General features: G+C 72.4%; 21 protein-coding genes and 2 tRNA genes. 10 read left to right on the forward strand and 13 right to left on the reverse strand.

The features are described 5' to 3' along the window. Positions 1 to 32 precede the first annotated feature (32 nt). Both OJ997_RS22060 and OJ997_RS22065 read left to right on the forward strand, forming a co-directional pair. Entirely contained in the window at positions 33 to 1,076 is a 1,044-nt protein-coding gene (locus tag OJ997_RS22060) for a sensor histidine kinase (protein WP_270027401.1), read from the forward strand. Then, positions 1,061 to 1,714, forward strand: coding sequence for a LuxR C-terminal-related transcriptional regulator (locus OJ997_RS22065; RefSeq protein WP_270027402.1), 654 nt, complete (start codon positions 1,061 to 1,063; stop codon positions 1,712 to 1,714). The genes OJ997_RS22060 and OJ997_RS22065 overlap by 16 nt, the downstream gene beginning before the upstream one ends. On the opposite strand, the gene OJ997_RS22070 is transcribed toward OJ997_RS22065, so the two are convergent. After that, positions 1,680 to 3,749, reverse strand: a complete 2,070-nt coding sequence (locus OJ997_RS22070; protein ID WP_270027403.1) for a PKD domain-containing protein — start codon at positions 3,747 to 3,749, stop codon at positions 1,680 to 1,682. The two genes, OJ997_RS22065 and OJ997_RS22070, sit on opposite strands and share 35 nt — an antisense overlap. A gap of 173 nt (positions 3,750 to 3,922) precedes the next feature. Here OJ997_RS22070 and OJ997_RS22075 point away from each other — a divergent pair. Together OJ997_RS22075 and OJ997_RS22080 are read left to right on the forward strand one after the other, a co-directional pair. Then, positions 3,923 to 3,996: transfer RNA gene (locus OJ997_RS22075), tRNA-Val, on the forward strand. 19 nt (positions 3,997 to 4,015) lie between these two features. Next, positions 4,016 to 4,087: transfer RNA gene (locus tag OJ997_RS22080), tRNA-Val, on the forward strand. On the opposite strand, the gene OJ997_RS22085 is transcribed toward OJ997_RS22080, so the two are convergent. Both OJ997_RS22085 and OJ997_RS22090 read right to left on the reverse strand, forming a co-directional pair. Next, entirely contained in the window at positions 4,088 to 5,062 is a 975-nt protein-coding gene (locus OJ997_RS22085; RefSeq protein ID WP_270027404.1) for an adenylate/guanylate cyclase domain-containing protein, read from the reverse strand. 118 nt (positions 5,063 to 5,180) lie between these two features. Further along, a complete protein-coding gene (locus tag OJ997_RS22090; protein WP_270027405.1) occupies positions 5,181 to 5,894 on the reverse strand; it encodes a TrmH family RNA methyltransferase in 714 nt (237 codons plus the stop codon). Positions 5,895 to 5,918: 24 nt separating this feature from the next. On the opposite strand from OJ997_RS22090, the gene OJ997_RS22095 reads away from it, so the two are divergent. Beyond that, on the forward strand, positions 5,919 to 6,374 hold the full coding sequence (locus OJ997_RS22095) for a pyridoxamine 5'-phosphate oxidase family protein (protein ID WP_270027406.1): 456 nt from the start codon (positions 5,919 to 5,921) through the stop codon (positions 6,372 to 6,374). An 89-nt stretch (positions 6,375 to 6,463) separates the two neighbouring features. Beyond that, positions 6,464 to 6,679, forward strand: coding sequence for a hypothetical protein (locus OJ997_RS22100; RefSeq protein ID WP_270027407.1), 216 nt, complete (start codon positions 6,464 to 6,466; stop codon positions 6,677 to 6,679). On the opposite strand, the gene OJ997_RS22105 is transcribed toward OJ997_RS22100, so the two are convergent. Continuing rightward, the gene (locus OJ997_RS22105; protein ID WP_270027408.1) at positions 6,618 to 8,111 is read right to left on the reverse strand and encodes an FAD-dependent monooxygenase; all 1,494 of its coding nucleotides are present in this window, start codon (positions 8,109 to 8,111) and stop codon (positions 6,618 to 6,620) included. The two genes, OJ997_RS22100 and OJ997_RS22105, sit on opposite strands and share 62 nt — an antisense overlap. A gap of 190 nt (positions 8,112 to 8,301) precedes the next feature. On the opposite strand from OJ997_RS22105, the gene OJ997_RS22110 reads away from it, so the two are divergent. Next, complete coding sequence (locus OJ997_RS22110; RefSeq protein ID WP_270027409.1) at positions 8,302 to 9,003, forward strand: hypothetical protein; 702 nt, start codon at positions 8,302 to 8,304, stop codon at positions 9,001 to 9,003. A 4-nt stretch (positions 9,004 to 9,007) separates the two neighbouring features. On the opposite strand, the gene OJ997_RS22115 is transcribed toward OJ997_RS22110, so the two are convergent. From OJ997_RS22115 to OJ997_RS22130, 4 genes are read right to left on the reverse strand one after another with little or no spacing between them, the layout of a single operon-like run. Next, positions 9,008 to 9,487 carry a hypothetical protein gene (locus tag OJ997_RS22115; protein WP_270027410.1) on the reverse strand — a complete coding sequence of 160 codons (480 nt, stop codon included), beginning with the start codon at positions 9,485 to 9,487 and terminating at the stop codon, positions 9,008 to 9,010. Further along, positions 9,484 to 9,924 (reverse strand): hypothetical protein, encoded by a 441-nt coding sequence (locus OJ997_RS22120; RefSeq protein ID WP_270027411.1) that lies wholly within the window; start codon positions 9,922 to 9,924, stop codon positions 9,484 to 9,486. The genes OJ997_RS22115 and OJ997_RS22120 overlap by 4 nt, the downstream gene beginning before the upstream one ends. Before the next feature lie 33 nt (positions 9,925 to 9,957). Further along, positions 9,958 to 11,715 (reverse strand): hypothetical protein, encoded by a 1,758-nt coding sequence (locus OJ997_RS22125; RefSeq protein WP_270027412.1) that lies wholly within the window; start codon positions 11,713 to 11,715, stop codon positions 9,958 to 9,960. 54 nt (positions 11,716 to 11,769) lie between these two features. Continuing rightward, on the reverse strand, positions 11,770 to 12,933 hold the full coding sequence (locus OJ997_RS22130) for an HtaA domain-containing protein (RefSeq protein ID WP_270027413.1): 1,164 nt from the start codon (positions 12,931 to 12,933) through the stop codon (positions 11,770 to 11,772). Between the two features lie 108 nt (positions 12,934 to 13,041). On the opposite strand from OJ997_RS22130, the gene OJ997_RS22135 reads away from it, so the two are divergent. Continuing rightward, positions 13,042 to 13,641 (forward strand): M23 family metallopeptidase, encoded by a 600-nt coding sequence (locus tag OJ997_RS22135; protein ID WP_270027414.1) that lies wholly within the window; start codon positions 13,042 to 13,044, stop codon positions 13,639 to 13,641. A gap of 117 nt (positions 13,642 to 13,758) precedes the next feature. Here OJ997_RS22135 and OJ997_RS22140 read toward each other — a convergent pair whose 3' ends face one another. Genes OJ997_RS22140 through OJ997_RS22150 form a run of 3 tightly spaced genes read right to left on the reverse strand, consistent with a single transcriptional unit; the run spans position 13,759 to position 15,500 of the window. Then, complete coding sequence (locus tag OJ997_RS22140; protein WP_270027415.1) at positions 13,759 to 14,145, reverse strand: cupin domain-containing protein; 387 nt, start codon at positions 14,143 to 14,145, stop codon at positions 13,759 to 13,761. Then, positions 14,145 to 15,122, reverse strand: coding sequence for an NAD-dependent epimerase/dehydratase family protein (locus OJ997_RS22145; RefSeq protein ID WP_270027416.1), 978 nt, complete (start codon positions 15,120 to 15,122; stop codon positions 14,145 to 14,147). Before OJ997_RS22145 ends, OJ997_RS22140 begins: the two co-directional genes overlap by 1 nt. 42 nt (positions 15,123 to 15,164) lie before the next feature. Next, entirely contained in the window at positions 15,165 to 15,500 is a 336-nt protein-coding gene (locus OJ997_RS22150; RefSeq protein ID WP_270027417.1) for a DUF427 domain-containing protein, read from the reverse strand. A gap of 55 nt (positions 15,501 to 15,555) precedes the next feature. Here OJ997_RS22150 and OJ997_RS22155 point away from each other — a divergent pair, with 55 nt between their 5' ends. Together OJ997_RS22155 and OJ997_RS22160 are read left to right on the forward strand one after the other, a co-directional pair. Next, a complete protein-coding gene (locus OJ997_RS22155; RefSeq protein WP_270027418.1) occupies positions 15,556 to 16,050 on the forward strand; it encodes a pyridoxamine 5'-phosphate oxidase family protein in 495 nt (164 codons plus the stop codon). A gap of 53 nt (positions 16,051 to 16,103) precedes the next feature. After that, positions 16,104 to 16,853, forward strand: coding sequence for a hypothetical protein (locus tag OJ997_RS22160; RefSeq protein ID WP_270027419.1), 750 nt, complete (start codon positions 16,104 to 16,106; stop codon positions 16,851 to 16,853). Here OJ997_RS22160 and OJ997_RS22165 read toward each other — a convergent pair. Both OJ997_RS22165 and OJ997_RS37740 read right to left on the reverse strand, forming a co-directional pair. Continuing rightward, positions 16,807 to 19,032 (reverse strand): putative bifunctional diguanylate cyclase/phosphodiesterase, encoded by a 2,226-nt coding sequence (locus tag OJ997_RS22165; protein WP_270027420.1) that lies wholly within the window; start codon positions 19,030 to 19,032, stop codon positions 16,807 to 16,809. The genes OJ997_RS22160 and OJ997_RS22165 overlap by 47 nt on opposite strands. After that, entirely contained in the window at positions 19,029 to 19,553 is a 525-nt protein-coding gene (locus tag OJ997_RS37740; RefSeq protein ID WP_270027421.1) for a molybdopterin-dependent oxidoreductase, read from the reverse strand. Before OJ997_RS37740 ends, OJ997_RS22165 begins: the two co-directional genes overlap by 4 nt. Positions 19,554 to 19,563 lie beyond the last annotated feature (10 nt).

Consider the following 19,563-nt stretch of genomic DNA (forward strand, 5'->3'; position numbering starts at 1 on the left):
GGGAGCGTGGCGTGCGTCCTAGGTTCGTCTCTGTGAACGCGGTCGTCCGCCTCCTACGCGCCGGTTGGGAAGGGCTCTTCGGGCTCCTGCTGCTCGTCGCCGCGCCGTTCGCGATGCCGCGCGTGCGGAAGCGCGTGCGGCGGCTCGCCGGAACCGCGCCCACCTCGCTCTGGCGGGAGCTCACGTGGCTGGCGACGCCGCTCGGGCTGCTGCTCGCCGTGTTCTGGCTCGACCTCGCGCTGGCCGGGCTGATGGGGGTCGGGATGCCGCTGCTGTTCGCGCTCGAAGGCGACGGGGAGCTCTGGTACCAGTGGGTCGTCGTCGACGATCTCGCGGGCGCGTTCTTCGCGGTGCCGGTCGGGGCGTTGATGCTGTGGGTGGCCTGGCGGCTCGCGCCGCGGTTCGTGCGGGCGGAGGCGTGGCGGACGCGGCGGCTGCTCGCGCCGTCGCTCGCCGAGCGCGTGGAGTGGCTGACCGAGACGCGGTCGGCGGCGTTGGACGCGTCCGCCCTGGAGCTGCGGCGGATCGAACGTGACCTCCATGACGGCGCGCAGGCGCAGCTCGTTGCGCTCTCGCTGCAGCTCGGGATGGCCGAGGACATGCTCGACCGTGACCCGACGGCCGCGCGCGGCCTGCTGCTGGAGGCGCGCGCGGGGGCGGAAGCGGCGATGGCGGAGCTGCGCGCGCTCGTGCACGGGATCCATCCGCCCGTGCTCTCCGAGCGTGGGCTCGGCGGCGCGCTCGAGGCCTTGGCGGTGCGCAGCGGTGTCGAGTGTGAGGTCGCGCTGCGTCGCCGACTGCCGGCGCCGCTGGAGTCCGCGCTCTACTTCACGGCGGTCGAGCTCGTCTCCAACGCGCTGCGCCACAGCGGCGCGTCGCACATCGCGGTGACTGTGGACGACGGCGTCGTGCTGCGCGTGACCGACGACGGGCGCGGCGGCGCGCGTGTGGAGGACGGCAGCGGGCTGCGCGGGCTCCAGCGCCGGCTCGCCCCGTTCGACGGCGTGCTCGATGTCTCGAGCCCGGTCGGAGGTCCCACCGTCGTGACCGTGGAGCTGGCGTGCGCGTCGTCGTAGCCGAAGACCTCAGCCTGCTGCGCGACGGGCTGACCCGCATGTTCGACGCCTACGGCTTCGAGGTCGTCGCGGCGCTCGAGGACGGCGCGGGCCTGGTCGAGCGGCTTGTCGAGCTACGGCCGGACGTCGCGGTGCTGGACGTGCGCCTGCCGCCGACCTTCACTGACGAAGGGCTGCGCGCGGCGATCGAGGCGCGCCGCGCGGTGCCGGGACTTCCGGTCCTGATCCTCTCCCAGTACGTCGAGCCCCTGTACGCCACCGAGCTCCTGTCGGACCGCTCGGGCGGCGTCGGCTACCTGCTCAAGTCACGGGTCGGCGACGTGCGCGAGTTCGTCGAGTCGGTGCGGCGCGTGGCCGGCGGCGGGACCGCGTTCGACCCGGAGGTCGTCGCGCAGCTGCTGCACCCGCGGCGAACCGGGTTCGACCAGCTCACGCCGCGCGAGCGCGAGGTGCTGGCCGTGATGGCCGAGGGCCGCTCGAACGCGGCGATCGCCGACCGACTCGTCATCACCGAGAAGTCAGTCAGCAACCACATCAACTCGATCTTCGCGAAGCTCGACCTACCGCCCTCGGACGAGGATCACCGCCGGGTGCTGGCGGTGCTCACGCACCTCGCTTCTTCGCCGCCCGGACCGTGAAGGTCGCGGTCGCCTTGGCGGTGTTGCCGGCGGTGTCCGTCGCGGTGATGGCGATCGTGTAACTGCCGGCCTTGAGCGTCTTGGGCAGCTTGATCGTGCCCGCGCCGACCTTGAACGCGCCCTTGCGCGTGGTCTTCGTCACCAGCAGCGTGCAGGGCTTGGCGCCCTTGGGCTTCGTCTTCGGCGCCTTGCCGCACTTGCCCTTGGCGGTGCGCTTGATGCCCTTCGTCTTGAGCTGCACGACGGCGGTGACGTTCGCCGCCTCGCTAAGGCCGAACGTGAGCGTCGCCGCCTTCTTCGCGGTGGGCTTCGTCGGCGTGACGCGCGGCTTGGTGGTGAAGCGCGGCGCGGTCGTGTCGGCCGGGAGCGGCGGCTGGATCGGGCCCGTGCGCTGCGGCGGGAGGGTGATCGCGACCGGGCCGCTCTTCGTGCTCGCGTTGCCGGCCTCGTCGGTGGCCGTCACGGTCGCGGTGAACTGGCCCGCGTTCGCGTACGTATGCTCGCCGCCGGCGCCGCTCGCGCCGTCGCCGTACGTCCAGGCGAGCTTGACCGGACCCCACACGTCGAACGCCGTCGTGGCGAAGCTGAGCGGCGTGCCCGGCTGCCCCACCGCGGGGACCGCGAGGTCGGTCAGCACCGGCGCGGCGCCGTCGAACGGGACGTGCGTGAGCGTCGCCGCGTCAGCCGAGGTCGACACGCCCGACAGGACGCCGTTGCCCTTGCCGTCGGTGGCGACTTCCATGCCCTCGTTGACCAGCGCGAGGTTGGTGTAGTTCGCGAGGAGCAGCCGCGGCGCGGCGGAGAGCGTGCCGTCGGCGGCCACGGACCGGGTGTACGCCGCCAGCGCCGCGGCGTCGGCGTACACGATCTCGGAAGTGCCGTCCGGCAGGCCGATCACGCTGGCCGGCAGCTCCGGCTCAGCGCCCGTGCCGACCCGCTGCGGCGTCCTCCAGCTGCCGTCCGGGCGGCGCACGGACACGAAGTTCGCCCCCAGCGCCTGATCGAAGTACGTCAGCACCGGCGTCGTCCCGGCGAGCGTCAGCTTCGTGGTCGCGAGCCTGATCGGCGAGGACGGGTGCGGGAAGGTCTGCGGCGCAGACCATGTCGTCGCGCCCGGTGCCCGGGAGACGAGCGTGATCTGCTGCGCCGCGTCGAGGGACGACCCGGCCGGGTTCGGGACCTGCTCGTCATACACGGCCGTGAGCGTCCCGTCGGCGAGCCGCAGGACGCTGACGCCGGCGATCTTCACCGGCAGGCAGGACGGGTCCGATCCGGGCGCGTAGGTGATCGGTGCCCGCTCGGCGAGCAGCTGCGGCGTGCCGACTCCCGCCGCCGTGCCGTTGATCGCGAACAGCCGCTGCGTCCCACACTCGGCGCCCGCCGCTTTGGCCTGGGTCGTGTACAGGACCGTGAAGCTGCCGTCCGGCGCGACCGCGATCGCGGTCTCCGACTCGCTCGTGTCGAACCCCGTCATCGGGAAGAACTGCGTCGCCCGCGAGCCGTCCGCACGCTGCACCTCGACCGTTCCGAGCGTGTCGTTGCTCGGGTACGGGCGCGCGACGTACAGCGTCGACGCGGCGTCGTACCCGATCATCTTGCTCGTCGCCCAGTACAGGTTGTCCGGCGTGAAGTTCGGCGGCGAGAACGTGCCGTCGGCGCGCAGGAACGACACCAGGATCCCGCCGGCGCCTGCCTTCAGGTACGGGATCGCGAACTGCCCGTCCGGCGACGCGTTCACCCGTCCGAGGAACAGCGCCGCGCCCGGGGCGACCGTGTCCAGCACCTGCGCGGGCCCGAACGCCCGCCCAGGCCGACGGACGCTCGCCACGAGCTGGATCGACCCGCCGTCGCCGATCCGCGTGGCCGCGGTCACGATCGTCCCGTCCGCGGCCATCGCGGTCTTCGTCTCCGAGTACCTCGCGCTTCCCTCAAAGGTCTGCGGCGTGAGCCACGACGGCGCAGCCATCGCGGCTCCGGGAGCCAGGAGCACAGCGGCGAGAACGGTGGCGACGAGCGTCAGCCAGCGCTTGGACATGGGGCCATCCTTCGGTTTGAGCGGCGCGGAGCCAGGGAGCAGGGGATTCGCGACGCCGCCGACCCTATCCGGTCGCCCCGGTCCGTTCCGGTCCCGGACCTGGCCTTTCAGACAGCGACTTTTCCGGCCCATCGGCGATCTCGGGGTGCCGCTAGACTTCCTCGTCCTCCTGAGGGCGATTAGCTCAGTTGGTTAGAGCGCACGCTTCACACGCGTGAGGTCACTGGTTCGAGTCCAGTATCGCCCACTGCTTCCTCCTTCTCTGCGGGCGCGTAGCTCAGTGGGAGAGCGCTCGCTTCACACGCGAGAGGTCGCAGGTTCGAAACCCGCCGCGCCCATCACCCGTTCTCGAGCGAGGGGCGAATCGGGTACTCGATCGTCAGGTGGATGGGCCACGTGCGCTTGATGCCCTGCTCCGCCGCCAGTTCGCGGATCTCGACGAAGTTCACCTTCGCGTAGTGCGTCTGGACCCGGAAGTCGTACTGCGCCGTGAAGGTCCAGTTGTAGACCCCGGTCTTGCTGCGCCCGCCCGACTTCGTCGGCTTCGGAGCGTTGACGAAGACCTGGATTTTGTCCTTGACCGCGGGCTCATGCGTGAGCGGGAACGAGAAGTCCCCCCATTCCGCGAGCTGGACGAGCGTCCGCTCGACCTGGTCCTCGGTGAACTGGTGGAAGCGGTCGATCGGGTGCCGGTTGAACACCGGGATGTCCACGCGCTTGTCGACGTAGACCCCCACCGCGTCGGCCTCCGCGATGCCCTTCACGTAGACCGACTCCTGGGTGAACTGCTCCGAGAGGTCGTCCCGAAGCAGCTCGATGCGGATGCCCTCGTCGATGACCACGCCGGACGGGCGGCCCAGGTCCATGAGGCGCGCCGCGAGGTTCAGCGGCCGGCCGGAGTAGTCGAGCACCTTCTCACCCGAGATGAGCGCGGTCGCGGCGCCGCGAGCGATGCCGATCCCGAGGTTCCCCGGCACCTCGAAGTTGACCATCGGGTCCTCGGCGCAGAGGCCCCCGAAGTCGGTCACCAACCGCAGGCTGGTCTCGACGGCGGTGTTGACGACATCGATCAACGACTCCCGGTCGTACCGATACAGGATCAGCATGCCGTCGCCCGTCAGCTTGAAGAACTCGGGCTCGACGAAGTAGTCGTCGACGATCTGCGTGTAGACGCTCCGCAGGAACTCCGCCGCATCCGAGGACTCGGCGATCTTCGCGAACGACGAGAACCCTCGCACGTCCAGGAAGATCACGACGACGTGCCGGGACTGCCCTTCGGCCGAATGCAGGAGCTCACGCAGGTCCTTGTGCATGCCGCCGAGTCTAAGCGGGCTTTCCCTACCGCGCCGGTTCTTCAGCGGTAGTGTGCGGTGTTCGACAGAACGACTGTCGTGGCCGCGACACAACGGGGACCGGGCGTCCCCGGCGGCGTCAGTGACCGTGGCCGAGATAGAGCACGGCTGAGACCGAGGTGGCCAGGTTCAGCGAGGAGACGCCCGGGCGCATCGGCAGCGCCACACGCGCGTCGGCGACCGCCAGCAGCTCGTCGGTGAGGCCGTCGCGCTCGGTGCCGAAGGCCAGCAGCGCGCGCGGTGGGATCACGCCCGGGGCGACGATCGTGCCTTCCGGGTCCAGTGCGATCAGCGGGCGGTCGCCCGTGCGCAGGACGCGCGAGCGGGCGACCGGAAGCGCGAAGTGCAGGCCGGCGGAGCCGCGCAGCGCGTCCGCGTGCCAGGGGTCCTGCACGCCCGTGGTGATCACGCCCGCCGCGCCGGCGGCCGCGGCGACGCGCACGACCGCGCCGAGGTTGCCGAGGTGGCGCGGTGCTTCGAGCAGGACGACCGGCTCGGGACCGGGCAACGCGAGGATGCCGTCGGGATCGGGTTGCCGCGGGCGCCGCGCGAGCGCGACCACCTGCGCGCGCGGGACGACGGCCGCCAGCTCCTTCACGTCCACGAGCGTCGGCGACAGCACCACGTCCGGTGCGAGTCGCGCCGACAGCGCCGCGAGCTCGTCGGCGTCCGCCGTCCACACGCCGAGCAGCTCCGCCCCGAAGCGGACCGCGTGCTTGACGGCGTGGAAGCCCTCGAGGACCACCAGACCGGGGTCGCGCCGCGCGCGCTGGACGTCACCGAGTTCGACCACGCGCCAAGACATTAGGCTGCCGCCATGGAGGATCCTCCTCGGCCACGCGCGCAGCGCCGTCGCGACACCGAGCAGCGGCTGAACCACGACGTCGACCTCTGGGTCGCGAGCGCCTCGGCGGACGGGGTGCCGCATCTCATCCCGCTCTCGTTCGACTGGGACGGCGCCGCGCTGCTGCTCTCGACGCCGCGGGACAGTCCCACCGGCCGGAACCTCGCCGCGTCCCGTCGCGCGCAGCTCGGGCTCGGCGAGACCCGCGACGTGACGCTGATCGACGGGGACGTCGAGGTGCTCGCGATCGACGCGCTGGCGGCCGCGGCCGGTGACCGGTTCGCGGCGCGCACGGGCTTCGATCCGCGCACGTTGAAGACGCCGTACTGCTGGTTCCGGGTCACGCCGCGGCGCATCCTCGCGTGGCGCGAGGTGGACGAGCTCGCCGACCGCGAGCTGATGCGCGACGGGCGTTGGACAGTGGACTGAACCACCCACTCGGCGAGCGTCTATGCGCCACTTTCGGATTAGTGGGTTGAATCCTCAAGGTCCGCGGTATTCCCGCCGAGAGCCGTCACATGACCGTCCACTCGTCGCACTCCCTGACGCTGCTGAGTGACAGCAGCGAAGCCCACATGGCCCTGTGGCGGCTGCGCGCCGCGCTGCCGGGGTGCGCGATCACCGTCGAGGGCACGAAGGTGCTCGTCGCGCCCCGCGGCACCGGTGGTCCGGTCACGTCGATCGAGCGCGTGATGGCGCAGATCCCGGACGCTCGCTCGCACCTCGCCTGGTGACGCCGAACCAGGTGCTCAACGCCTCGGCCAGGCCCGCGGGCGTGCCCTCCCCCACCCACGCGACGTAGCCGTCGGGCCGGATGAGCACGGCCGTCGGCGCGGGGACCGCGCCGATCACCGGCAGCTCCCACGCGTCCTCGGTGCGCGCGTCGACGACGAACGGCAGGCCGTCGAGCGCACCGGGCTCGCCGAAGTTGAGGAGCACCGGCTTGGCGTCGTGGAGGAGCTCGTAGACGCGGCGCCCGTCTTCCAACGCCAGGTCGGGCATGCGGCGCCCGAGCAGCGGATGCCCCTCGCCGAGGTCGTAGTGGATGTCCAGCCCCGAGACGAGCCCCGCCAGCCGGCGCCGCGACTCGTCCGTGACGACCGTGTCCGCGAGGAGGTCGACCAGGGCCTTCACGCGATCGTCCTGGCGCTGGAGCGTGCCCTGGGCCATCGTGTACCGCAACGCCCGCGCGGTCACCGGATGGCGCTCGGCGAAGTACCTGTCCAGCAGCCGTTCCGACGAAGTGCCGTGGACGACCTGGGCCAGCTTCCACCCGAGGTTGACGGCGTCCTGGACGCCGAGGCTGAGGCCCTGCCCGCCCGCCGGGTAGTGGATGTGCGCCGCGTCGCCGGCCAGCAGCACGCGCCCGGCGCGGTAGGCGGCGGCCTGGCGGGTCATGTCGGTGAAGCGGGAGATCCAGGTCGGACGGTGGACGCCGAAGTCGGTGCCGAACACGGCCACCAGCGCGTCGCGCAGCTCGCCCAGCGTGGCCTCGCCGCTCGGCCCGACCGCCTTCTCGGTCACAACGATCCGGACCGTCTTGCCGTCCTCGAGCCGGTGCAGGCCGTGGACGCCGATCGCGTCGAAGCGCGGCCCGGCCGGCGGCTCCTCCGTGACCTCGGCCTCGGCGATCAGGTTGCTCTTGGTCGCGTCCCAGCCCGGGAACTCGATGCCGGCGGCCTTGCGGATCGCGCTGCGCCCACCGTCGCAGCCGACGAGGTACTGCGCGCGCAGCGTCCCGCCGTCCGCCAGCTGGACGTCGACGCCCGCGTCGTCCTGCGCGAAGCCCGTGACCTCGCGGCCGTGGAGGATCCGCGCCGGCAGCTCGGCCACCCACGCGCCGAGGATCGCCTCGATCTTGTTCTGAAACAGCGCGAGCGTGTACGGGTGCCGCGACGGGAAGTCGCTCATGTCCAGCACCGTCGACCCGAACGTGACGACCTGCACCGGCTGCCCTTCCGCGAGGAACCGCTCGGCCACTCCGCGCTGGTCGAGCACCTCGATCGACCGCGCGTGCAGCCCGCCCGCGCGCGAGCCCACCAGCTCATGATCCGCCCGCCGCTCGACGACCGCGACGTCCACCCGCGCCAACGCCAGCTCGGCCGCCAACATCATCCCCGCGGGGCCCCCGCCGACGATGACCACCTCGTGCTCTGTCGTGCCCATGGCGGCGAGTATGCGGGACCGATCACGGCCTCATGAGGGCCTCGGTTCCGGTATAAATTGGAGGTGGAGAGGGCACTGGTGTGGCCATGCCCAATATTGGCCCCCTGGAAGTTCTCGTGGTGCTGTTCTTCGTGCTCGCGGTGGTCTTGATCGTGCGCGTCGCCCGTCGCTAGCGCGCGTGGACGGTCACGTGAGCACGCGGTATGAGGTGCCGCCGCAGGTCGCGCCACGGTGGTTCGGCGAGACCTTGGGCTGGGGTCCCGCGAAGAACGTGACGCTGGAGCTCGTGGGCGGCGGCGAGCGGTCCGGCCTGATGATCCCGCCCGAGCCGGAAGTCGATCCCGCAACGGGTCAGATGGCGTTGTGGTTCAGAGTCCCAGGCAAGCTCCACGAGGAGCCCGTCCCGCTCAGCGAGGTGCTGGCGATCACGGTGCACCGGTACGCGCCGCCCCAGCCGGAGACGCTGAGCCCGGTCGGATGGGTCCTGAAGATCATCGCCGTGCTGTTCTGGCACCTCCCGCGGCTCGTGTTCGAGCTCATCAGGGACCGCAACGCTCCTGTCCCGAGGCCGGCGCCCGAGCCGGTGACCGACGAGCAGCCGCTCGAGCTGGTCGTCGTCGCGAAGCTGGCCCTGGAGCGCGACGACGACGCGATCGCCGAGCAGACCCAGCGCGCGATCGAGGCGGCGCTCCGCGGGCTCCCGCACCTCTCGGATCAGCAGTTCACGCGCGAGGGTGACTTCCTGCAGGTCGACATGCTGCTCGTGGCGCCCAACGGGCCTGACCGCCAGCGGGCGAACGAGGATCTGTGGAACAGCGCGGTGGCGGTGTTCCCAAGCACGGCGGACCTGCCCGGCGTCGACTGGGCGGAGCTCGAGCAAGGCGACTGGTAGCGCGTCAGCCGCGGCAGTCGCTGATGTCGAGCACGAGCCCGCGTGCCGATCCGTTCCGCCCCGACGACGACGGCTCGAGCGAGTACGACACGGACGGAAGGTCATCGCTCGACGCCGGCAGCGACGACACGGCCATCAGGTGCAGGCAGGACCCGTCGCGCCGGCCCGCCGCGTAGCCCGGCTCGGGCTTCCAGCCGTTCCGGCCCAGGTTGTCGTGCACGAACGCGAGCACCTCGTTCTCCGGCGTGGGGCGCGCGAGGCGGAGCAAGCGCCGGGTCGAGTAGCCGACGATCGGGCCGTCGGACGTGTCGGGCGCCTTGTGCCCGAGCGTCTGGGTGCGCACCATCGTCGCTCCCGGAGGACTGGGCACCGCGTCGAGCGCGCGGAGGTTGCGCCGCTCCGCCGGTTCGCGCTCGGCGTCCTGCGCACACCCCGCCCACGCCAGTGCGAGCGCGGCCACGACGACGAGCCGCACCGCGGTCACGGGTAGATCTGGTCGCCCGCGACGGCTTCGACGCAGGCACTCGCCACCGACTCCGCGCCGGCCGTCGGCGGCAGGATGACGAGCTGGCGCGCGCCGGTGCGCTCGCCACGCTGGGCGCGGCGGATCAGCTCGGCGGGGTCGGTCGCGCGATTCGACGCCGGCTGCGGGATCTGCGGGCGGTTGACGAGCACGAGCGTGTGGACCTTGTCCCCGACCTCGACGTCGATGGTGTCGAACGCGACGCTCTCGAGCGAGAACCCGGTCGAGTACTCGGCGCCGGCGGTCGGGAAGTCGGCGAGCTGCGCGGGGCGCTCGACCACCGTTCCCTTCCCGAGCTCCAGGCAGGAGACGAAGCCCGCCGTGCGGTCCTCCGGTTCGGCGGTTCCGCATCCAGCGAGCGCGGCGAGGACCGCGAGCAGCACTCCGGGTACGCGCATCATTCGACGCGCGTACCCGGTTCGCGCCGGGTCCTACCGGCGCGGGACGCGCACCGTGCGCGTCGCGACGTAGCGGCCGCTCGCGTCGGTCACGCGCACGGTCAGCTTGCGGCCCGTCTTCGCGTAGCGGGCGGCGACGGTGATCTTGGTGCCGGTCGCCTTCAGCGCGGCCGTGCGGCCGGGGACCTTGACCTGCAGCTTCGAGGTCTTCGTCAGGCCCGTGAGGCTGAGCGCGAGGCGGCCCTTGGCCCAGCGCGCGGTGAGGCGGATCGGGGTGCGCTTGGCCGGGGCCGGCGTGACGGTCGTGCCGGGGGTCGGCGGCCCGGGCGTGGCGGTCGGGACGACGGTCGGCAGCGGCGTCGCGGGGGTCGGCTCCGGTGTCGCGGTCGGCTCGGGCTCGACGACGACCGGCGGCGCGGGTACCCAGGTGCTCGCCTGCACGCCGATCAGGCCACTCGTGGCGTTCGCGTGCCAGACCGCGGTGAGCTCCTTCGGGCCGGCCGCGAGGCCGATGTCCCAGCTCATCTGCGAGGAGCTCGTGCCACCGGGGCCGGACAGGGTCGCGGGCTCGCTCCAGGCGCCGGCGAAGCCCTCACGCACGGCGACGCGGATGAGCTTGTTGCGCTTGGCCGCGTCGACGTAGCCGGCCCAGCCGAGGACGGAGCTGCCGTCGGCGCGGGTCGCCAGCGCGACGTGGCGGAGCGTCGCGTTCGGCGGCTCGGTCGCGACGCTCAGCGGCGCCGACCAGGTCTTCGTGCCGGCGGCGCGCGTGGCGACCTGCATCGTGTCGACGGTCGCGGCCTCACCCGCCGTCGGGTTGCCGCTGTACGCCGTCCACAGCCACGCGACGGTCTGGTTGCCGGCGGCGTCCGTGGTCAGGACCGCGTCCTGGTGGTTGGCCTGCTCGTCGTAGGCGGTGAGCGCCACGGCCTCGGTCCACTCGCCGGCCACGAGGTCGCTGGTGAAGAGCTGATTGCGGGCGTAGCGCGGGTTGTCGGTGCGCTCCTGCCAGACCACGGTCGGGGTGCCATCGGCGACCGTCACCGCCGGGAAGGTGCCGTACTCGGCGGGGTCGCTGACCGTCTGCTCGGGGTCCCAGGTCGTCTCGCCGGCCGGGAGGATCGCGGTGTTGGCGGTGGGCTGCCCGGTCGCGTCGTCGTAGTCGACCCAGGCGGCGACCGCGGTGCCGTCGGCGCCGACCGCGAGCGACGGGAACGAGCCCCAGGTGCCGGGCTCGGTGAGCGCCTCGGTGCGGTTCCAGCCGCCACCGGCGCGCGTGCTGGCGCTCTCGACCGCGGTGCCTTCCGCCCAGTCGATGCTCCAGAGCGCGATCACGCGACCGTCGGGGCGGATCGCGATCTGGGGCTCGTCGGCCTCGGGGGCGGAGAGCCGCGTGGGCTCGTCCCAGGCCTGGCCGGGCCGGCGGACGGTCGCCCACGCCGACGGGTCGTCCTTGATCCCGCTCTGCAGCCAGATGATCGCGACCGTGCCGTCGGCCGCGGCGCTCACGCGCGGGAGGCTCGCGGTCTGGTCGGTGCCGGTCGAGAGCGTCTGCGGGGCGCTCCAGGCTCCGCCGGCCGGGCGGGTCGCGACCTCGACGATCGCCGAGCCGACGCTGTCGTCGAGGCTGCGGACCCACACGGCGGTGCTCGTGCCGGTGGCATCGGTGGCGACGGTCGGGGTCGACGCGTCCTTGTTCGGCGCCGTGTTGAGCGCGGCCGCCGCGGACCAGGTGCCGGCGGCGGAGGCGGGTGCGGCGACGGCGAGCGCGAGCAGCGACGCGGCCAGCACCCCGCGGAGAGGAGTCAGGTTCAGAGTCATGGGGAGTGGGGAGTCAGGTCCGCGCTAGGCGGACGGGATGGTGGCCCGGACGGTGATCTGCCCGAACGGTTCTCCGGCCTTGTAGGCCAGGAAGGGAGCGGCGCCCTCGGTGGTGAGCAGGACGGGGACGGACGTCCACGTGACGGTGTCGCCGCTGACGACCGGCGTCGCCGCCGAGAGGTCGAGCGTGCCGAACACGACCCGGCGCGTGGTGCCGTCGCCGCCGCTGCCCTCGCCGCCGGGGATTCCACCCTGGCTGGAGTCGGTCAGCAGGACGCTGATGCGCGGCGCCGGGCCGAGCTCGACGATCGGGTCGGCGAGCGCGATCGAGATGCCGTGCGCGGAATACAGGAACGTGACGGTGCCGCCGTGCTGGAGCGACCAGCCCGCGGTGAGGTCGTACGTGCCGCCCTGGCCGGGGTAGACGAACGAGCCGTCGGCGGTCTTCGCCGCGCCGCCGGTGGTCGCGACGGTGCCGCCGCCCGCGACGAGGTAGCGCAGCCAGGAGCCGCGGAAGGCCCAGTCGGCGGCGTTCGCGCGCACGGCGCCCGCGGGGACGCCCGGCGGGAAGATCCGATCCGCGGGCGGCGGGGTCGGGGTGGGCGTCGGCGTGGCGGCGACGGTCGGCGCGGGGGTGGCGACGGGCGTGGGAGCGGGAACGGTCGGCGACGGCGTGCTCGGCAGCACAGTCGCCGGGCCCTGGACCGGCGCGGGCAGGACCACGCTCAGCGTGCCGACGGTGCCGGTCGGGAGGCGCCGCAGCCGCAGGCCCGACCGCAGCGCGGACCGTCCCGCGGCGGTGAGGCGCAGCGTGGTGCTGCGCGTCGTCAGCGGGGCGCGCGCGGCGGTGAAGACCGTCACGCGCTTGCGGCCGACCGCCGCGCTCAGCGAGCGGCCCTGCAGCCGCAGCGCGGTCAGCCGGACGGAGCGGCGGCCCGCGCTGAGCCGGAGGCCCGCGGCGGACGGGTACGCGACGCTCGTCGTCGACGGGGAGCCGGTGAACGGCACGACGAAGCGCGACGCCTCACGCACGGTCGGACCGACGGCGGTGACCTTCACGCCCTTCAGACCGGAGAGCTGGAGCGAGGTGCCGGGCGTGGCGGCGGAGGCCGCGGCGGGCAGCGGAAGCATCAACGCGGCGGCGATCACTAGCACTCGCCGCCGCGGAACGACATCACGACGGAACATCTATTAGGGCACCCTAACAACGCGCCTCGAGAGTCCTTGTGACGTCTGTTCGCATCGCTCGACGGATGACGGATTCCGCTTCGCCCGGCCGTGAATACGGTCCACTCGGTGTTCTCGAAGCGCATGCTGGCCGCCGGACTGGGCGTCGCCCTGCTCGGCGTGCTGCTCGTGGTCGCGCTGGCCCGGGCGATCCCGCCGACCAACACCGGGTGGGGCACGCAGGCCGACGCGCCGCAGTACCTGCCGTGGACTCCGGGCAAGGCGGTGTGGGTCAGCCAGGGCCCGTACGGCGACTACAGCCACCGCGGCGAGAAAAGCCGGTTCAGCTGGGACTTCCTGATCGGCATCCACGAGCCGGTCCTGACGGGCGTCGCCGGCGAGGTCGTCCTCACGTTCGGCGGCTGCGACATCCTCGACAGCCAGGAGTGCGGCGACGGCTGGGGCAACCACGCGCTGCTCCGCGTCAAGGACGGCACCTGCGCCCGCTTCGCCCACCTCGCGACGGTCGCCGTCAAGCGCGAGCAGCGGGTCGCCGTCGGCACGCCGATCGGCACCGTCGGCTCCTCAGGCCACTCGACCGAACCGCATCTGCACTACCAGCGCGAGGAGTGCGCGACCGGCCGCGCGCTGCCGTCCCGGTTCATCGAGGCCGGCGTGCCGCAGGCCGGCGGCGAGGTCACCTCCGCCCTCGGCCGCAAGCTCGACTAGCGTGTGCGCCGTGAGCGAGGACGACCGCGAGCCCACGCCGCAGCTCGGCGATCCGAACGCGCTCGAGGCGCCGCCGCCCACCGAACGCCGGCGTCGCTGGCCCTTCGGCCGTCGCGACTAGTCCTGCGGCCAGAAGTCCTTGAAGCCCTCGTTGTCGTTGCCGGCCGGGCGAGGGCCGCCGACGCAGATCAGCTCCATCCCGTCCGGGCCGGCCTCGAACGAGCGGAACACCTGCGGCGCCACGCGCACGACGTCCCACAACGCCAGGTCGATGATCTCGTCCTCGAGCTTCGCGCGCCCCGAGCCGGCGACGACGACGTAGACCTCCTCTTGCACACCGTGCCGGTGGCCGAACGGCATCCGCGCGCCGGGCTCGTAGCTGAAGCGGCTCACGCCGACCTGCTCCGACTTGACCTCGTTGCGCGAGAACAGCCACCGGATCCGGACCTCCTCCGGGGCGCGGTCCTTGAAGTCCTCGAAGTTCTTCCTCGTCCAGTCCGCCATCAGCGCACCGTATAGACGCCGGTCGACTCGGCGTGGTAGCCCTTCGCGCCGACCGCGAGCGTGAGCTCGGAGCGCCACTCCTCGCCGGCCGAGAGGCGGGCGACCGCTGAGGCGAAGTCGTACCGCGGCGTCCAGCCCAGGTCGGTGCGGGCGGCCGCGTTCACGTAGACGCGTTCGATCGCGTCGAACATGCGCCAGCCGAGCTGCTCGTACACCGCCTCGTACGACGGGACGTGGCGCGCGACGACCGGCGGCGCGTCGGCGTGCAGGGCCGCGAGGTCGTCCGGGACGAACGGCGTCGTGGCGCTGATGATGTAGCGGCCGAAGCCGATCGCGTCGGCGCGGTCCAGAGCGCAGCGGTGCGCAGAGACGACGTCCTCGATGTCCACGCGCCGGTACAGCAGCTCGTTGACCTTCAGGTTGGCGTCGGCGAACGCGGTGCGCACCGCGTCGCGGTCGTCGCCCTCGGGGAAGAAGCGCGAGGTGCGCAGGATCACGACCGGCAGGCCGTGGTCGCGGTGGACGAGCTCGCAGAGGTCCTCGGCGGCGGTCTTGGTGACGCCGTAGATGTTCTTGGGGACGGGCCGCACGGCCTCGGTGATCCAGGCGGCGGGCGAATCGGCGGGCGGGACGAGCGCGTGACCGAAGGCGCTCGTCGTGCTCGTGAAGACGAACCGGCCGACGCCCGCGGCGACGGCCTCCTCGAGCAGCGTCAAGGTCCCCGTCACGTTGGTGTCGACGAAGTCCTGCCGCGTGTGCGAGCCGACGTGCGGCTTGTGGAGCGTCGCCGCGTGCAGGACAGCGTCGGCGCCCGCGATGAGCTTCCGGACCAGCGCACGGTCGGTGACCGAGCCGACGTGCGTCGTGTACGCCCCGGGCAGGACGTCGATCGACACGACGTCCTCGCCCGCGGCGCCCAGCACACGGCAGAGGGCCTCGCCGAGATGGCCTGAACTTCCGGTGATCACGACGCGCATACGTATGACGGTACCGTCCGCGGCCGTGCGCGGTGGTTCGGTTTACTCGACGATCACCTCGACCCGACCGGGCCACGGGGCGAGCAGGCCGGCGATCGGCTTGGCGTCCTCCTCGGACGGCGCCTCGTAGACCCAGAACGCGTCCTCGACGTCGGGCGCGGAGAAGTAGGACGCGTCGCCCTTGAACGGGCAGTGCGAGGTGGTGTCGGTCGAGGTCAGCAGCTCCATGCGCACGTCCTCGCGCGGGAGGTAGAAGCGCGTCGGCAGCCCAGTCTCGTGGAGCTCGACCGCCCGGTCGGACTCGGCGAGCACCTGGCCGTTGGACTCGACGCGCACATGGCGCTCGCTCGGGGTGGTGCTGATGCGGTGCGCAGACATACCTCCATCTTTGCGCGTGCGATGAGTTGCACCGCGCCGGACGGTCCAAGCCCCCATGCACGCGAAGATCGACCGCCGCTTCAGCGACCCGTCCGCCGACCCCACGCCCTGGGCGACGACCGAGGGCGCGCTCACGCAGGCCGAGCTGTACTGGATCACCACCGTGCGTGAGGACGGCCGCCCGCACGTGACGCCGCTGATCGGCGCCTATCACGACGGCGCCCTGCACTTCACCACCGGTCTGCGGGAGCAGAAGTACCGCAACCTCGAGCGAAGCCCGAAGCTCGCCATGACGACCGGGAACAACACCTGGGCGCAGGGCCTCGACGTCGTCGTCGAGGGCACGGCCGCGCGCGTCTCCGACAATGCCGAGCTCCAGCGGCTCGCGGACGCGATCGTGGCCAAGTACGGCGAGGTGTGGCGCTTCACGGTCGGCGACGGCGTGTTCGACGACGCCGAGGGCGGACCGGCCGCTGCGTTCCGCGTCGAGGCGACCAAGGTCATCGCCTTCGCGAAGGATCCCCATGGTCAGACCACGTACGCATTCTGAAGACTCAATGAAGAATCGGGCCGAGCGCAACCTCTCGCGGCCAGACTCGAAGGATGAAGCTTGCCGTCACCGGTCCTGTCCTCGCGCTCGCCGCGGCGCTCACGCTCGCCGCCTGTGGAGAGGAAGAGCAGAAGGTGGCGACGCACTCCGCCTCCGACAAGGAATCGGGGCTGAGCGTCAGCGTCGCGGGGGACCAAGTGACGATCAAGCGCACGTCGGCGAGCGCGGCCGGCACCGGCGGCAAGGCCGGGCAGGTGTACTGCACCGACGACTACGCGAAGCTGATGGGCGCGCAGGAGCAGCCCGCGCCTTCGCTCGGCTGGTACGCGGCGAGCCTGATCACGTGGCCCGAGAAGGCCAAGTCGACCACGGTGACGCTCTCGCACGCGCTCAAGGGCAAGCCGGACCTGTGCGTCGCACAGTCCACGGACGGCTCCGCGCAGGCGATCATGTACTTCGACGCCAAGGTCAAGACCGCGATCGATACCCAGCAGGCCAGCGCCGGCCGTGAGCAGCAGGCCGCGTCCGCCGAGGAGGCGCTCACGAGCGCCGCGGGGATGGCGGTGGCCGCGGTGGCCGAGGACAAGTTCCCCGCCGCCGCGGAGCTCGTGAGCGCGCTCACCGCGCAGGGCCTGATCGCGAAGGCCGCGGCGGACGAGGCGGCGGTCAGCGAGACCGGGACGCTCTACGTCCTGACCGGCGAGACGACCGACACGCAGGTCGTCCTCGCCATCAAGGGCTCCGACAACAAGGTCATCACCGCGACGCAGAAGCGGACGGGCGACCCGAAGATCGCGAAGTAGCGAGGTGCGCGGCCGCGGCCGCCTCGGGCAGCGGCCGTGAGAACAGGTAGCCCTGCCCGCGGTCGCAGCCGAGCGCGCGCACCGCGGCGAGCTGCGCCTCGGTCTCGATGCCCTCGGCGACGGTCGAGAGGCCGAGGCCGTTCGCGAGGCCCGCGATCGCGCCCAGCACCTGGCCGCGGTTGTCCGCGGCGACCCCGGAGACGAACGCGCGATCGATCTTCAGGCCTTCGAGCGGCAGCCGCTCGAGGTAGCCGAGCGCGGAGAAGCCCGTGCCGAAGTCGTCGAGCGCGATCCGCACGCCGAGCGCGTTCAGCGCCTGCAGCCGCTCCGCGACCATCGCCGTGTCGGAGAGGAAGACGCCCTCGGTCACCTCGAGTGAGAGGCACCGCGGGCCGACCGCGGCGACTTCCAGCGCCGAGCGCACCACGTCCACGATCCACGCGTTCTCGAGCTGCAGCGGCGACACGTTCACGTTCATCGCCAGCTCGTGATCGCCCGACGCGTCCTGGAACCGGCGGAGCGCTCCGGTCGCCTCGCGGATGACCCACGCGCCCAGGCGGTGGATGATCCCGGTCGACTCGGCGAGGCCGATGAACATGTCCGGGGCGAGCAGCCCGCGCGTCGGGTGCTGCCAGCGCACGAGCGCCTCGAAGCCGGTGACCGCCTCGGTCTTGAGGTCGACGATCGGCTGGAAGTGCAGCACCAGCTCGTCGTTCTCGAGCGCGCGGTGCAGCTCGGCGCGCAGGGTGAGCCGCTCGCTCGCCTCCTCGCCCATGCCGGACTCGAACAGCGTCCACGTCCCCTTGCCCGCGCCCTTGGCGGAGTACATCGCGAGGTCGGCGTCCCGCAGTAGGTCGTCCGCGTCGAGCTGGGCGCCGACGACGTAGCGCACGCCGACGCTCGCGCGGCAGTGGAAGGCGCCGACGCTGAGCTCGAACGGCGCGTCGAACGCCGCGAGCACGCGCTCGGCCAGCTCGGCGGCCTCGTCGATGCTGTCGACGTCCTCGGCGAAGATCACGAACTCGTCGCCGCCGAGCCGGGCGGCGGTGTCGGCGGAGCGGATCGCGCCCTCCAGGCGGCGGGCCACGGCCTGCAGCAGCAGGTCGCCCTCGCGGTGCCCGAGGCCGTCGTTGACCGACTTGAAGTCGTCGAGGTCGATCAGCATCACGGCCGCGCCCGCCGTCTCGTTGCGCCGGGACCGCGCCGCCGCGTGGCCGATCCGCTCGCGCAGGAGCGCGCGGTTCGCCAGCCCGGTGAGCGCGTCGTGGAACGCGAGCTCGGTGAGCTCGCCCTCCAGCTCGCGCCGGTCCGTCACGTCGCGCACGTTGAAGACGATCGCGCCGACCGCGGACTCGTCGAGCAGGTTCACGACCGTGCCGTCCAGCAGCCGCTTGGTCCCGTCGGTGTGCAGCACCGAGAACTCGACCGGGAGCTGTCCGCCGGTGTCGGCGAGCGGCGCGAGCTGGCGCGTGAGCCGGCCCGCCTCGTCCTCGGGGATCAGCCCGCACAGCTCGGCGCCCTCCGCGTCCTCCGGGGTGACGCCGATCACGCGCTCGAGCGACGGGCTCGCGTACTGGATGACCCCGCGCTCGTCGATCAGCAGCGTCACGTCGGAGGCGTGCTGCACGAGCGCGCGGAACCGGCGTGAGCTCTTCGCGCGGGCCTGCAGCGTCGCGGCGACGGCGAGCACGAGCGTCAGCCCGATCAGCACGGCGAGCAGCCGCTGCGTGCCGCCGCGCGCGTCGACCGCGTCGGCGACCGTCGCTCGGAACGCCAGGTTGCTGGAGTCGGAGAAGGCCTTGAAGTCGCGTTCGACGGCAGCGATCTGCGCGTCGGCCTCCGCCACGGGGCCGGTCAGGTCGACCGCGCGCACCCGCTGTTCCAGCCGCGTCATGGACGCCGGGTCGGGGGCGTGCCGCTCGAGGTTCTTGAGCTGCTGGAGCGCGAGCCCGCGCCGCAGCTCGGCCTCCTCCACGGTCCCGTCGAGCGCGAGCCCGTTGACGGCGCGCTGGAAGAGCAGCAGGTCGCGCTGGCCGTTCGCGGTCTGGGAGGCCACGATCCGCGTGGCGGCGAGCTCGTCCGTCGTCGAGCCGACGTTCAGCAGCAGGTGGCCGAGCACGGCGAGCGCGGCCAGCGTCGTCGCGATCACCACGGCCAGCAGCAGCGACGGGCGCTTCACTTCACCCTCACCGTCGCCAGGCTCCAGATCCAGTAGTTCTCGACGTCCGCGCCCTTCGCGTCGTCGGTGAAGACGATCCGGAGCGGCCCGCCGCTGGAGACGGGCAGCGGCGCGCCCGCGCCGTCCCGGACGGCCAGATACACGCCGTCGGCGAGCGCGACGTCGAGCGGGATGTCGACCACGTAGTCGTTGAGCGCGACCGCGTGCAGGGTCCTCGCCTCCGGCTCGATCCCGGCCAGCCCGAGCACGTCGCGCAGCGGTGCGGCCCGGAAGCGCATCCGGCGCTTCTCGAACGGCTCGTAGAGCTCGATCTCCTCGTCGGCGAGCGCCAGGAGCGTCGCGTCGCCGAGCCGCACGCCCCGCTGCACGTTCCCGCTGACCCGCAGCGGAGCCTCCGCGCCCCCGTCGGCGACCAACGGGAGCGTCAGGGAGACCCGCTGCACCGGCTCGTCCGCACCGCAAGCGGTGAAGGGGAGGACGGCCAGCACGGCCAGCGGGGCGAGCGCTCTTCGGGGGTTCACACCCCTGGAG

Source organism: Solirubrobacter phytolaccae (assembly GCF_027587195.1).
GTDB classification, from domain to species: domain Bacteria; phylum Actinomycetota; class Thermoleophilia; order Solirubrobacterales; family Solirubrobacteraceae; genus Solirubrobacter; species Solirubrobacter phytolaccae.

Coding starts and splice junctions, on each gene's coding strand:
- OJ997_RS22070 (WP_270027403.1), bottom strand. CDS start 3,749: ATGTCCAAGCGCTGGCTGACGCTCGTCGCCACCGTTCTCGCCGCTGTG.
- OJ997_RS22085 (WP_270027404.1), bottom strand. CDS start 5,062: ATGCACAAGGACCTGCGTGAGCTCCTGCATTCGGCCGAAGGGCAGTCC.
- OJ997_RS22095 (WP_270027406.1), top strand. CDS start 5,919: ATGGAGGATCCTCCTCGGCCACGCGCGCAGCGCCGTCGCGACACCGAG.
- OJ997_RS22100 (WP_270027407.1), top strand. CDS start 6,464: ATGACCGTCCACTCGTCGCACTCCCTGACGCTGCTGAGTGACAGCAGC.
- OJ997_RS22105 (WP_270027408.1), bottom strand. CDS start 8,111: ATGGGCACGACAGAGCACGAGGTGGTCATCGTCGGCGGGGGCCCCGCG.
- OJ997_RS22120 (WP_270027411.1), bottom strand. CDS start 9,924: ATGCGCGTACCCGGAGTGCTGCTCGCGGTCCTCGCCGCGCTCGCTGGA.
- OJ997_RS22130 (WP_270027413.1), bottom strand. CDS start 12,933: ATGTTCCGTCGTGATGTCGTTCCGCGGCGGCGAGTGCTAGTGATCGCC.
- OJ997_RS22140 (WP_270027415.1), bottom strand. CDS start 14,145: ATGGCGGACTGGACGAGGAAGAACTTCGAGGACTTCAAGGACCGCGCC.
- OJ997_RS22145 (WP_270027416.1), bottom strand. CDS start 15,122: ATGCGCGTCGTGATCACCGGAAGTTCAGGCCATCTCGGCGAGGCCCTC.
- OJ997_RS22150 (WP_270027417.1), bottom strand. CDS start 15,500: ATGTCTGCGCACCGCATCAGCACCACCCCGAGCGAGCGCCATGTGCGC.
- OJ997_RS22155 (WP_270027418.1), top strand. CDS start 15,556: ATGCACGCGAAGATCGACCGCCGCTTCAGCGACCCGTCCGCCGACCCC.
- OJ997_RS22160 (WP_270027419.1), top strand. CDS start 16,104: ATGAAGCTTGCCGTCACCGGTCCTGTCCTCGCGCTCGCCGCGGCGCTC.